Annotated in this window: 11 protein-coding genes; 7 read left to right on the top strand and 4 right to left on the bottom strand. The window is 39.7% G+C overall.

Features of this window, described 5'->3' with window-relative positions; genetic code table 11:
* Positions 1 to 14: 14 nt before the first annotated feature.
* The 4 genes from AB1444_08495 to AB1444_08510 all read left to right on the top strand — a co-directional run bounded on the left by AB1444_08495 (position 15) and on the right by AB1444_08510 (position 4,456).
* On the top strand, positions 15 to 1,097 hold the full coding sequence (locus AB1444_08495; GenBank protein MEW6526689.1) for a helix-turn-helix transcriptional regulator: 1,083 nt from the start codon (positions 15 to 17) through the stop codon (positions 1,095 to 1,097).
* 121 nt (positions 1,098 to 1,218) lie between these two features.
* Positions 1,219 to 2,322 (top strand): acyl-CoA dehydrogenase family protein, encoded by a 1,104-nt coding sequence (locus AB1444_08500; GenBank protein ID MEW6526690.1) that lies wholly within the window; start codon positions 1,219 to 1,221, stop codon positions 2,320 to 2,322.
* A 1-nt stretch (position 2,323) separates the two neighbouring features.
* The gene (locus AB1444_08505; GenBank protein ID MEW6526691.1) at positions 2,324 to 3,646 is read left to right on the top strand and encodes an acyl-CoA dehydrogenase; all 1,323 of its coding nucleotides are present in this window, start codon (positions 2,324 to 2,326) and stop codon (positions 3,644 to 3,646) included.
* An 18-nt stretch (positions 3,647 to 3,664) separates the two neighbouring features.
* Positions 3,665 to 4,456 carry an acetoacetate decarboxylase family protein gene (locus tag AB1444_08510; protein ID MEW6526692.1) on the top strand — a complete coding sequence of 264 codons (792 nt, stop codon included), beginning with the start codon at positions 3,665 to 3,667 and terminating at the stop codon, positions 4,454 to 4,456.
* Here AB1444_08510 and AB1444_08515 read toward each other — a convergent pair.
* Positions 4,446 to 4,568: a hypothetical protein gene (locus AB1444_08515; GenBank protein MEW6526693.1), complete on the bottom strand. Its 123-nt coding sequence runs from the start codon at positions 4,566 to 4,568 to the stop codon at positions 4,446 to 4,448. The genes AB1444_08510 and AB1444_08515 overlap by 11 nt on opposite strands.
* Before the next feature lie 91 nt (positions 4,569 to 4,659).
* Here AB1444_08515 and AB1444_08520 point away from each other — a divergent pair, with 91 nt between their 5' ends.
* From AB1444_08520 to AB1444_08530, 3 genes are all read left to right on the top strand, one after another.
* Positions 4,660 to 6,051: a sodium:glutamate symporter gene (locus tag AB1444_08520; protein MEW6526694.1), complete on the top strand. Its 1,392-nt coding sequence runs from the start codon at positions 4,660 to 4,662 to the stop codon at positions 6,049 to 6,051.
* Between the two features lie 326 nt (positions 6,052 to 6,377).
* Positions 6,378 to 8,261 (top strand): acyl-CoA dehydrogenase, encoded by a 1,884-nt coding sequence (locus AB1444_08525; protein ID MEW6526695.1) that lies wholly within the window; start codon positions 6,378 to 6,380, stop codon positions 8,259 to 8,261.
* Positions 8,262 to 8,682: 421 nt separating this feature from the next.
* Positions 8,683 to 10,554 (top strand): acyl-CoA dehydrogenase, encoded by a 1,872-nt coding sequence (locus AB1444_08530; GenBank protein ID MEW6526696.1) that lies wholly within the window; start codon positions 8,683 to 8,685, stop codon positions 10,552 to 10,554.
* 200 nt (positions 10,555 to 10,754) lie between these two features.
* On the opposite strand, the gene AB1444_08535 is transcribed toward AB1444_08530, so the two are convergent.
* Genes AB1444_08535 through AB1444_08545 form a run of 3 tightly spaced genes read right to left on the bottom strand, consistent with a single transcriptional unit; the run spans position 10,755 to position 14,068 of the window.
* Complete coding sequence (locus AB1444_08535; protein ID MEW6526697.1) at positions 10,755 to 11,414, bottom strand: MBL fold metallo-hydrolase; 660 nt, start codon at positions 11,412 to 11,414, stop codon at positions 10,755 to 10,757.
* A gap of 21 nt (positions 11,415 to 11,435) precedes the next feature.
* Entirely contained in the window at positions 11,436 to 12,791 is a 1,356-nt protein-coding gene (gene thrC, locus AB1444_08540; GenBank protein MEW6526698.1) for a threonine synthase, read from the bottom strand.
* Between the two features lie 2 nt (positions 12,792 to 12,793).
* Positions 12,794 to 14,068: a homoserine dehydrogenase gene (locus AB1444_08545; GenBank protein ID MEW6526699.1), complete on the bottom strand. Its 1,275-nt coding sequence runs from the start codon at positions 14,066 to 14,068 to the stop codon at positions 12,794 to 12,796.
* Between the last annotated feature and the right edge of the window lie 297 nt (positions 14,069 to 14,365).

The raw sequence follows: 14,365 nt of genomic DNA on the forward strand, positions 1-14,365 counted from the left end.
TTTTATTATTTGCTATGAATGCATCTTTTGCCATTATCATTTTTGGTGCAATTTTTACCCTATTGCATGGCATTGAACAAATTACTGGAAGGGCTCACCGCACAAAAATTGACTATCTTACAGCTATCGTTATGGCTGATGTAGCTCTTATTCTATATAATCATGCAGTTATGGCAACAGATGGCCTTCAAAAACAACTATCGCTCATATTTTATTTAACATCTATTTATGTAATTGGACCACTCAATTACTTATATTACTATTCTTTATTACATAATACCCTAACAATATCTATTCGTTTACTCAGTCATTTATTTCCAGCTATTGTTTTGTTTTGCATTGAATGTATGTATTATCTTTCACCTGCCCATGTTAAAGAAAATATCATATCTTCAATGTATACGCAAAGTATTAATGTTTTCAGTATTCTTCTTTTTTCAGGTGGAATACTATTTGTACTCTATCAGCTTTACTTTATCTATCAATGCAGTAAAGTTTTTAATGATGTTAAAATACGTAAAGGCTTATATTTAACATTAATCCTTGAATCAATTAACATTACAACCCCCATACCCATACTGCTGTGGCTTATCACAAAAAAGAACCATTACTATGCAATTGCAGGATATATGACCATAGCTGTCATAGTAATTCTTTTTCTGACTAACCGACGATTCCCATTATTATTCCACAGAATAGCTGATGCTATACGAAATAAAAAATATGAAAGAAATTATTTATCAAATATTGACAAAGAATATCTGCACCAGCAGCTTTTGAATATAATGAAAAATGAAAAAATATATTTAGACCCAGAGATTAATCTTGAAAGCATGTCCTTCAAACTCAATATAACCCCCCACCAATTATCACAATTTTTAAATGAATACTGCCATATGCGTTTCAATCATTTTGTAAACAAATATAGAATTGAAGAAGCCAAGTATATACTTTCAAAGCATCCTGATGCAAACATCATATCAGTTGCGTATCACGTTGGTTTCAATTCAAAATCAACATTCAACAAAATATTTAAGCAATATACAGGAAAAACACCTTCTTCATATAAAGATAGTTTTAAAACTAACAATAATTAATTGTAATAAGATATTATTGTCTTACTATGTCCATTGTTATAACACAAGTCGACAACAGTACTATGTTATGATAGCATTTCAAATAAAATTATTATCACAATAATCTGGAGGAAAGTATATCATGAGTACCCTGTCGCAGGCCAGCATTGATGAATTTGAACAATTAACTGCAAGCTTCTGTAAAAAGAGTTTATTGCACTACATAGACGAACACCATCCCGATGGCAATTTCACTCTATTACCTTCCCTTATAGATGAAGCATGCGCTATCGGAATTATCGCAAAAGCAAACGCAAGCGCACCAGGTTATGACTACGGGGTATGGGGTAAACAAACTATCGATTCAAAAGATGCCATACAAAGCTCCCTTATAATGCTAACTACATTGGCCAAAACATGCGCTTCTTTTGCATTTCTGGTACACATACAGGGAATAGCATCCCATATTCTTATACGTAATACCATAAAAAACGATTATCACTATCCTTTGTTAATACTTTACGATGGCTTTTTCCCACCATATTATTCTTCATTACGGAACCCATCCAGGATACCCATCAATTATACAATAGAAAATAACTATCTCATTCATACTGGTACAGGATATGGATATAAACCTCAGTATGCAATAATGTGCATACCTGAAGCAACGGGATGGCACTGTATCTACTTTAACAATACCGAAACAATACTTTTTCAACCTTTAAAAACACTCGGTATTAGAGGATTAACCTACTGTGCCCGCTTTAACTCAAGAATTACACATACCGTGTCGGTTGATATAAAAACAATTGAATCATTGTTTGCATATTTCTGGCTTGGATTAGCAGCCATTGCAACAGGCATTGCACAGAGTGCATATCAAAAGGCAATTGAATATGCTGGGGAGCGCTACCAGCGTGGAAGTTTGATAAAAAACATTGAATCAGTTCAGATGCTTCTTGGAAATGCTAAAGCCAGTATTGAAGCTTCAAAAAGAGCACTTTTTACATTTGAATTGGGCGATAGTTCATTGATATTAAACCATGCTGCTCAAACCAAGCTTACTGCAACCACCCTCTGCAGTCAGGCTGTTACTGATTGTCTTCAGGTATTTGGTGGTTACGGTTACATGGAAGACTTTGGCATAGAGAAAAAGTTTAGAGATTGTATCACACTACAAACAATCGGTGGTTCACCATTCTTTATGAAACAATTTATTGCCCAGATGGAAATGGAGGAATAGCATGTATACCGATAACTATCTGTCATTACGACATTCTAAGGAATCATTACCTATTTTGGGGAAATTGTTGGTTGATGGCAAATATCAGAGCCTGTGGGATTATGATACAACATTATTACCACGAAAAGTACGAAAATGGCGCAGGAGAGCCAAAACTTTTTCCCGGCTATATATACACCCACTTGCACCTGTAGTTGACAATAACCCGTATGATTTTGATCCACAACCACTAATAAAAGAAGCAACTCGCTGGGGATTCCAGACCATCATCATGCCTTTTCCATTTGGCAGTGCAGCACTGGTACCGTATTTACGCAGTACAACCTTACAGGTAGCTGTCATTGCTGAAGAATTTGCAACTGAATGCGGTGGGCTTGCACTTCTTTTGCTGGCACATCACTTAGGTGTTGCACCACTTCTTTTAAGTGGACATATACCTACATGGTTAAAATTTTTACTTCCCATGTATATCAAGGGAGCATGGTTTGGAAAACCCACAACCATGGCTTTTGCAATCACAGAGCCTGAAGCAGGGAGTGATGTTGAAGACAGTGTGGGAGCTAAAAATGCACACATCCAGGTAACGGCAACACCAGCTAAAGGCGGCTATCTTCTCAATGGCACAAAAATATTTATATCTGATGGTGCAATTGCTGACCAGGTGACTGTATTTGCAAAGATCAAAGGTGAGGGTGTGGATTCATGGACTTGCTTTTTAGTCAAAAAAGGCATGAAAGGCTTCAGTGTTGGCAGGCGTGAAAAGAAGATGGGGCAACGCGCTGCTGATGCAAGTGAACTCATATTTGATAATGTCTTGGTCCCTAAGAGAAATGTAGTTGGGAAAGTAAGGGGTGGGTGGGCATTGAATCAAAATGTTTTAAACTACTCACGTCCTGTTGTTGCTGCAATGGCTTTGGGGCATGCTCGTGGAGCTTTTGAAAGAGCACTACACTTTTGCAATCACAATTACTATATGGGCAAAAAACGTATAGATTATAAAGAGATTCAATATGAACTTGCTGATATGCTCATAAAGCTGGAATCAATAAGGATGACGATATGGCGTAGCTGCGCTCATTTCAGAGCTGTGCAATCACTTTCATCTATTGCCAAGGTTTACGCGTCAGATATGGCCGTTGAAATATGCCAGCAGGCAATGGCAATCATGGGCGATGCAGGAATACACCACGATTATGGTGTTGAAAAATTCCTGCGTGATGCACGCTTAACGCAAATTTATGAGGGCACTAACCAGATTAACCGTTTTGCAATCATTGAACATCAGTGGACCACTGATATTGCTATGGATTACAACAACTATTGATTTTATAGGAGGAGCATAATGAAAACAATGACCAGAGAAAAATTTTTTACTATTCCCACTGAGACATTTAAAATGTCAAAAGGTACTGTGGAGTTGCCAATCTATTACTATGATTATGGCTATGCACATTTTATTTTCTTTGTGAATTATGAAGCTGCCAAAAAGAAGCTTGAAGAAACAGCATTTTTACCCTGTAAGTTTTTAGGAAAAGCAATAGCCCTGTTAAATTTTTTTGAATATCGCGACACCGCAATTGGCCCTTACAATGAAGTGGGACTTTCCATTTTGTGCTATCCAAAAAACAAAAAGCAACCGTTTATGGTGCCATTGCATATATTGAAGGATGCAAAGAAATGGCAGGTTGGAGCGTATGTCATTAATCTTCCCGTCACAACTGAGATTGCATATCTTGCAGGCAAAGAAGTATGGAACTATCCAAAATTTGTAACACGAATAGATTTTACTCTTGTTAATCGTTATTTTAAGGGCGTTGTGTATGACCCCAATCTTAATGAACCCCTGGTGACACTGGCAGGAAACATAGGCTTTATTGCAACGCCAAAGCAAAAGAATGCCTCTTTTATTTCCCACACAACACATAAAGGCATTCCTCTCAGAACGCTAACCGTGGTTGATACGCGTTTTAAAATAGCATACGGCTTTGGGGGAAAATGCACTGTTAATGCAAAGAGTAATCATAGTATGGCGCAAAATCTACGTGACTTAGGTATTGATGGCAAAAAACCAATAGGCTGCATGTATTCACCACAGGCACAGATGATGCTCTGTAAAGGGGATCCTATAGCATAATACCTCTATAGTTTTTTGGGCGATAGTTACCAGTGAAAATATTTTTACCTGCAATCAATGGTGCACTGCCATTTTTTCCACAGTAACTATCGCCAAACAAAAACAACCACATATATAATAAACTCACAATTTATCTTGACCTGGCGCTCATAAAAAAAGAAAATGCGATAGTTACTTAAAAACCTCAAGTCAAGAAGGTATGCATGAAATTACTATTACCCTTTATAACTATCAGTGTCTTACTATTTGTTGGCCACTACCTTAGACTGCACGTTAAACTTTTCCAGAAGCTGTACCTGCCATCATCGTTACTGGGTGGCATTGTTGGACTTATACTGTATCAATCAGCTAAAGCACTCTCTGTCAATACTCTTAGCATCTGGTTTGATGGACTTACCATGTTGCCTGCTTTTCTTATTAATATAGTCTTTGCCTGCCTTTTTATTGGTGTTACATTGCCTTCATTTAAAACAGTTTCAAAAAAAGCTATCCCGCAACTTTCGTATGGCCAGATAGTTGCCTGGGGGCAATACATGATTGGTCTTGGGCTTTTTATTTTTATCATCAATCATTTGTGGGATTTGCCTGCGATGTTTGGTGCAGTAATTGAGGTGGGCTTTGAAGGGGGACACGGCACCGCAAGCGGACTGGCCCCAACATTTGAAATGATGAATTGGCCTGAAGGTAAAGATTTTGCATTGGCAAGTGCAACAGTTGGCATAATAAGCGCAGTTCTGTGCGGAATAGTGCTCATTAACTGGGCAAATAAAAAAGGTTATACGCACCGTTCACTGCAGATAGAAAATATACCCCAGGATGAAACCATAGGCATAATCCCCGTAGACCGCAGGCCCATTGCGGGATACCTCTCTATCCATACGGATTCTCTTGATGCGATGTCGTATCATATAGCAATTGTTGGCATTGCTGCTGGAATTGGCTATCTTCTTAAAGAAGGATTGATAACACTTATATATTTTTTTCAAGCAGTTTTGTCACCTGCAACCTATTCATCCATCGTCACTATAGTAAATAGTTTCCCACTCTTTCCCCTGTGTATGATTGGCGGCCTTATCGTACAACTTTTTGCACAGCATTTTGACAAACATGAAAGTATTGATATTGGACTGGTGCGGCGAATTCAGAATATGGCGCTGGATATTCTCATTGTGAGCGCAGTTGCTATGATTCAGGTTGTTATTGTTATTCAGGGCATAGTGCCTTTTACTATCATGGTGATTGGAGGAATACTGTGGAATGTTTTTTGCCTGTTAGTTTTAGCAAAACGGTTACTTCCCGATAGCTGGTTTGAACGAGCCATTGCTGAAATGGGACAATCAATGGGAGTGACAGCCACAGGGCTTATGCTACTGAGAATTGTTGACCCCGATTATAAAACTAATGCATTGGAAGCATTTGCCTATAAACAACTTTTGCACGAACCATTTATGGGTGGAGGAATCATCACCAGCATGTTCATCCCTCTCCTTGGTATAGGTGGGATAGCTATGGCATATAATTTGTTCTATATCTCCATTGCTGTTATTATACTATGGTTGGTTATCCTGATGCTGTTTAAATATAAGTTACTTTAATAACAAAAATATATATATTTTTTATTATGTTCACATAATTATTATTAAATAACAGCAATAATTCCTTAAAAAATTTTATAATGAATATAGTGTACCCCCCCGCCGCCTTCGGCGGCTGGGGTGTACACTATTGTATATTTTATTCAAATTTCCATATTTAGGAATAATTAGAGATTAAATAATAATAAATTTATTGAATATACAAAATTTTACTTACAAATAATATATACATTGACAAAATAGTATGACATGTATATATATGTTATTAATAATGTTATACTTCTATTTTCAAATCATTTTAACAATAACAATAGTGGGGGTATATTATGGTATCGGTATCAATGCGTAATCAACTGGCAGATCAAAGGGATGTTCATTTTGTACTTTTTGAACTACTCAAACTGGATGAATTAAAAAAAATTCCACGTTTTGCTGATCATGATAAGGATATATATGAGGCAACGATCGATCTGGCATTCAGAATGGCAGTAGAAGAAGTATATCCTGTTAATAGGGAAGCAGACAAAATTGGCGTTAAATACAACCCTGAGGCTAAAAAAGTAATCATTCCTGATTTACTCAAAGCCCCATTGAAAAAATATAATGAAGCTGGATTTGTTGGAATAATGGAAGAGGCTGAAATTGGTGGAATGGGTATGCCATTTACCATAGCAATAGCGTGTAATGAGATTTTCACCGCAGCAAGCCTTGCATTCACATCATATCCTTCCCTTGCTCATGGTGCAGCAGCACTCATCAAGAATTTTGGCACTGAAGAACAGAAAAAAATGTATCTGGAAAAAATGCTTACCGGGCAATGGGGTGGTACCATGTGCCTTACCGAACCTGAAGCTGGCTCTGATGTGGGTAACCTGAAAACAAAGGCTATTCCTCAGCCTGATGGTACGTACCTCATTCAGGGACAAAAAATTTTTATAACCTCAGGCGATAACGATTTTTATGAAAATATTATTCATCCGGTTCTTGCCCGCATTGAAGGCGATCCACCCGGAACAAAAGGCATTTCCATATTTATAGTACCAAAGTACAGAGTGAAACCTGACGGCAGTTTAGGTGAGTTTAATGATGTCATATGTTCTGGTATTGAGCACAAGATGGGTATCCATGGTTCTGCTACCTGTACATTGAACTTTGGTGATAATGGCAAATGTGTTGGGTGGTTGTTAGGGCAACCTCGACAGGGAATGAAGATCATGTTCCACATGATGAATGAAGCTAGACTTGATGTTGCCTTGCAGGGGCTTTCGTTGTCATCTACCGCCTACATGCATGCAGTCACATATGCACGCAACCGCATACAGGGCGTTCACGTAACCCAGATGCTCAATCCTGAAGCACCAAAAGTAGCTATTATTGAACATCCTGATGTTAAACGCATGCTTTTGTGGATGAAAGGCTATGTGGAAGGCATGCGTATGCTCAACTACTATCTGGCACATAATGCAACGCTGATTGAAGTACTTGACGGCGATGCAAAGAAAGAAGCCCAGGGTATGGTGGAGATACTTATCCCTATTGCAAAAGCTGGCTGTACCGATACTGCTGTGCTGGTTACCTCAGAAGCTATTCAGGTCTATGGTGGTTATGGATACACTTCCGATTACCCCGTTGAGCAGTACATGCGTGATGCCAAGATAACTCAGATTTATGAGGGCACCAACGGCATTCAGTCCATGGACTTAACCATGCGCAAAATCCTCATGAATCCCGAGCAATACAACTACAATGTCATGAAAAAACGCATGGCCCAAACTATTGCCAAAGCCAAAGGTATAGTTGAAGATAAATACATTGAGTTAGTTGAAAAGGGAATCCAGAGGTTAGATGAAGTCATCACCATGTTGAAAGATCAGATGGCAGCAGGTAAATTTTTACACATCTTTGCCGCCTGTACACCATTGCAGCAGGCCATGTTCATGCTGACGCTGGCATGGCTGCATCTGTGGTCACTGACATTGACCATACCAAAGATGAAAGAGCTAGTAGGCGACAAAAAAGGCGAAGAGCGTGACAAATTCCTTGCTGACAATGAAGAAGCAGCATACTATTCCGGACGTGTTTTATCATCACAGTTTTATCTGGGTGCTGAATTTCCAAAATTCTTTGGCCGGATTGATGCGCTGCTGTTTAATGAAACTGCGGTTATTAAGGCAAGTAAAGACATCTTTACCGGTGCGCTGTTAGAGTAGGATGATACATTGTGCAGGCAAACAAACGCTTGTTTGCCTGCACGTTAAAATCTAAAAAAACGGACAACCACTTCCCTGTGGCTGCCAATTAATGTATAACTATCGCTACACTTTTTATATAATACTCACCATGCTTTTATCAATTTTTTATAGTGCCTTGGCTATTTTTTCAATGTGAATGTTCTTTTTCTATTATCACGAAATATTAATATAATAATCCTATTTGTATAAAGTTAGAAAAACTATGACAATTTTAGAATGTAAGTATACACATAGAACGATATGCACACATTTGACCTAAAATTTTTCTTTCCTGCAATATTATTACTATTGACAACACAATTGAATATTTTATGTATGTCATTATTACATTAATACAGCACATTATTATTAATCTTTTAAGAATAACCGGAGGTTTGATATGATGCGCAATCCACTTGTAGACGGGCGTGATGTCCAGTTTGTCTTGTTTGAACTATTAAAAATCGATGATTTAAAAAAGTACCCAAAGTTTGCTGATCAGGACAAGGATATGTATGAAGCCACCATTGACTTGGCATTAAAAATGGCGGTTGAAGAAGTGTATTCAGTAAACAAGGAGGCTGACAAAACTGGTGTCAAATACGACCCTGAAACCAAAAAGGTAATGATTCCGGAAGGATACAAAAACGCTCTAAGAAAATATAATGAAGCTGGATTTGTTGGCATGATTGAAGATCCAGAAATTGGTGGAATGGGTATGCCTGGTGCAGTTGCAATGTCATGCAGTGAAATTTTTACCTCAGCCAGTTTATCATTCACAACCTATCCTGGCCTGTCACATGGTGCAGCAGCACTCATCAAGAATTTTGGCACTGAAGAACAGAAAAAAATGTATCTGGAAAAAATGCTTACCGGGCAATGGGGTGGTACCATGTGCCTTACCGAACCTGAAGCTGGCTCTGATGTGGGTAACCTGAAAACAAAGGCTATTCCTCAGCCTGATGGTACGTACCTCATTCAGGGACAAAAAATTTTTATAACCTCAGGCGATAACGATTTTTATGAAAATATTATTCATCCGGTTCTTGCCCGCATTGAAGGCGATCCACCCGGAACAAAAGGCATTTCCATATTTATAGTACCAAAGTACAGAGTGAAACCTGACGGCAGTTTAGGTGAGTTTAATGATGTCATATGTTCTGGTATTGAGCACAAGATGGGTATCCATGGTTCTGCTACCTGTACATTGAACTTTGGTGATAATGGCAAATGTGTTGGGTGGTTGTTAGGGCAACCTCGACAGGGAATGAAGATCATGTTCCACATGATGAATGAAGCTAGACTTGATGTTGCCTTGCAGGGGCTTTCGTTGTCATCTACCGCCTACATGCATGCAGTCACATATGCACGCAACCGCATACAGGGCGTTCACGTAACCCAGATGCTCAATCCTGAAGCACCAAAAGTAGCTATTATTGAACATCCTGATGTTAAACGCATGCTTTTGTGGATGAAAGGCTATGTGGAAGGCATGCGTATGCTCAACTACTATCTGGCACATAATGCAACGCTGATTGAAGTACTTGACGGCGATGCAAAGAAAGAAGCCCAGGGTATGGTGGAGATACTTATCCCTATTGCAAAAGCTGGCTGTACCGATACTGCTGTGCTGGTTACCTCAGAAGCTATTCAGGTCTATGGTGGTTATGGATACACTTCCGATTACCCCGTTGAGCAGTACATGCGTGATGCCAAGATAACTCAGATTTATGAGGGCACCAACGGCATTCAGTCCATGGACTTAACCATGCGCAAAATCCTCATGAATCCCGAGCAATACAACTACAATGTCATGAAAAAACGCATGGCCCAAACTATTGCCAAAGCCAAAGGTATAGTTGAAGATAAATACATTGAGTTAGTTGAAAAGGGAATCCAGAGGTTAGATGAAGTCATCACCATGTTGAAAGATCAGATGGCAGCAGGTAAATTTTTACACATCTTTGCCGCCTGTACACCATTGCAGCAGGCCATGTTCATGCTGACGCTGGCATGGCTGCATCTGTGGTCACTGACATTGACCATACCAAAGATGAAAGAGCTAGTAGGCGACAAAAAAGGCGAAGAGCGTGACAAATTCCTTGCTGACAATGAAGAAGCAGCATACTATTCCGGACGTGTTTTATCATCACAGTTTTATCTGGGTGCTGAATTTCCAAAATTCTTTGGCCGGATTGATGCGCTGCTGTTTAATGAAACTGCGGTTATTAAGGCAAGTAAAGACATCTTTACCGGTGCGCTGTTAGAGTAGGATAATACATTGTGCAGGGGTTGTCCCAAAAGACACCTTATTGCAATTACTTTGACTTCCTGTCATTGCGAGGAACGAAGTGACGAAGCAATCTTATCTTGTGCGGCATTGAGATTGCTTCGCTACGCTCGCAATGACATTTCATCCGCGCCATTGCTATCCACACAGTTTGTTTTGACACGGCTCCGTTAAAATCATTTTCACAAAAATGACTCAATAAAATTCTTCACTTCTTCTTTTTCATAGTACACACCAAAATGGCCTTCACACAGAATATCAGCATCAAGTGAAAGTAAAAACTCCAGTGAATGTATATAATCATCCCTGTTAGACTTCAGCACATCATTCAAAGGTCCATGGACATCCTGCCCAAAAAGAACCAGCTTGCCTTCGGATTCAACTGTTAAAGCCGCAGAACCAGGTGAATGCCCGGGAATATGATACATGGTAACTTTAAGACTTCCAACCTCAAAAGTTTTTTGTTTTTCATTTACCTTTATATCAACCGTACATGGGGTTAAAAAGCTGCCATACCAGCTTGCTGCACTTACATACTGATCCCCTGTTTCAATATAGTGTGCATCAAGCTCGTGAGCCACCACCCTACAATTGAATGTTCCCCGTACCTTGTGCGCACCGCCAACATGGTCAAAGTGGCAATGCGTTAAGAAGAGATACTTTATTGATGATGGAGCAATATGTTCTCGGTCTAAATTTTTTAAAAGCCTGTCATGTCCATCACCAGTGCCAGCATCTATCAGCGCACTGACCGTGCCATCAGTAATACAGTAAATAGCTGCATCTTGAGGATGCGTAAGGGTAGAACCTCCCACCTGATACACATGCTGTGTTATTTTCATGTCAACTATCCTAACATATTGTTAATACTTTAACGTGCTTCTTTTATCCAGCTCTTTAAATAACACCTCTCTAACAACATCAGCATTGGCTTCAAGTTCAATAGGCCTGTTTGCATATTTACAGTTAACACCGTCAAGTGTGCCCTCATGGTAACCAACCTTAAACTCGCTAAACTTCAATCCATGGGCTGTTGATATAACGACAGTTCTGTCTTTTTTAGATATAACCTTTTTTTCAACAAGCTTAAGTAGAACCGCCAGTGCTACACCCGTATGTGGGCAGCTGTACATGCCAGTACGGTCGGCAAGCGCTGCGGCATTTGCCAGTTCTTCTTCAGAAGCCTGCTCTACAATGCCATCAAACTTCTGCAATGCACGTATTGCCTTTTTTACTGAAACTGGATCGCCAATCTGTATTGCCGAGGCTAATGTTTTTTGCGGTGTTATGGGCTTAAATTCTTTAAAGCCATTACGGTACGATAGATACAGTGGATTTGCATTTTGCGCCTGAGCAAGCACTATGCGTGGTTTTTTGCTGATAAGACCCAGCTGCAGCATCATCTCAAATCCGTTGCCCAGTGCCGACACATTGCCTAAGTTCCCACCAGGAATGATGATGACATCAGGCACTTCCCAGTCAAACTGCTGCACAATTTCAATTGAGATTGACTTTTGTCCTTCAATACGAAGCGAGTTCATTGAATTTGCCAGATAGATGCTGTTATCCCTGGTTATTTCCTGTACTATTTTCATGCAGCCATCAAAGTTAGTATCAAGTGACATGACAATGGAACCATTGCTCATAGGTTGCACCAGCTGCGCTGTTGAAATTTTGTTACGCGGCAAAAACACAATAGATGGGATACCTGCATATGCACAGTACGCTGCCAGCGCTGCTGATGTATCACCTGTTGATGCACAGGCAACCGCTTTGATGGGCTTACCTCGCTGTATCATCTCATTTACCATGGATACCAGTACTGTCATCCCTAAGTCCTTGAATGAACCAGTATGACTGTTACCACACATCTTCACCCACAGATCGTCCATCCCTATCATTGCTCCAAAACGTTTTGCCCAGAACAAATTGGTATTACCTTCAAACATTGACACTATATTTTCGTTATCAACTTCAGGGCATACCCATTCTTTCTTACTCCACACGCCGCTTCCGTATGGCCACTTCGTGGTTCCTATACGACTGTCAAAAAGCTCCCGCCACTTTTTGGGCGATAGTTCCTGTAATCGGTCCATGTCGTGATGCACTTCTAACAGTTCACCACACTTTTTACACCTGTAGACAATCTCATCAAGGGGATATTCTTCATTACAACCTGCAATACATCGGAAGACTGCTTTATAGTTACTATCGCTCATAATTATTCACCTGTACTATTAAAATCTTCAATAGGTATGACCATTACCTGACCATTGACAAAATTAAACTGCTCAATATCCTGTTTTGCTTTGCGCATTGCAGCTTCACTTGCTGCGTGCGTGGTAATGACAAGCGGAACATACGGCGCATTAACCTCTTTCTGTATAACAGAAGCAATACTGATGTTATATGAAGCAAATACGCCAGAAATTTTTGACAAAATACCGGCTCTATCTTCAGTATGCAAGCGCACATAATAGCGTAGCATTCTATCATCCGATGAAAGATACTGCGCATCCTTTGCTATATACACACTGTCTTTTATGCCATTCTGTTTTTGTGCAATGGAAACAATATCGCTTACCACTGCTGACGCTGTGGGTAAACTGCCTGCTCCCTTACCATACAGGGTCACTGCGCCAGTCATATCCCCATTATACATCACTGCGTTAAATTCATTGCGCACCGACGCCAGCGGATGGGTAAACGGAATCATCACTGGTTGTAGACGTATGTCAAGCTTATCATCTACCATGCGGCTGACACCTAAAAGCTTGATGGTATAGCCCATTTCATGGGCATACTTTATATCCAGACTTGTGATTTTTGTAATGCCTTCTATATAGATATTCTGCATTGAAACGCGGACATTATATGCTAACAGTGACAAAAGCGCAATCTTGTGTGCTGCATCAAAGCCTTCAATATCAAAGGTGGGGTCAGCCTCAGCATAGCCTTTTGCCTGTGCCAATTTCAGCGCTTCATCAAATGACATGCCATCCTCAGCCATCCGTGTTAAAATGTAGTTGGTGGTACCGTTAAGTATACCCACTACCGATTGTATGGCATTGCCAACAAGCCCGTTTCGCAACGCAGCAACACACGGAATTCCACCACCAATGGCCGCTTCAAACGCTAATGCTCCTTTTGCTGTTTGTGATAGTACAAAAATATCATTGCCACTTTCAGCTAAAAGCTTTTTATTTGCCGTTACTACACTTTTACCCGCATTAAGTGCCGAAAGAATAATTGTTTTTGCAGGTTCTATCCCACCAATAAGCTCAATGACAACATCAATAGAAGCATCGTTGATAACATCCTGCCAGGTACTTGTAACCGGCACATTAACATCTTTGATGTTACGCACATCACATATTGTGACAAGCTCAATATCCACACCCGTTTTTTTTAATATATCTGTTCTGTGTTTTTGCAACAGCGTGTACACACCGCTTCCCACTGTACCAAAACCAATAAGAGCGCATCGTATTTTCATAACGTACTCCAAATATAAAAATTATCCACCTTACCCCCAACCATACTACTTTTAATGACACAACCTTGCTTTGACCTATGGTCAATACATTATACTAATACACACTACAACCTTTTGTCCACGTGTTCAGTAACCGTCTACCTATCCAGAATGAGGGAAGTTTTCCATAAATTATGTACATCACATTCATACGATGACACTGGTTTCGTTGTCAACTTTAATTATACATCAGCAATAATTCCTTAAAAAATTTCATAATGAATATAGTGTACACTCCCGCCGCCGAAGGCGGCGGGA

Source organism: Spirochaetota bacterium (assembly GCA_040756435.1).
In the GTDB taxonomy this organism is placed as follows: Bacteria; Spirochaetota; UBA4802; order UBA4802; family UB4802; genus UBA4802.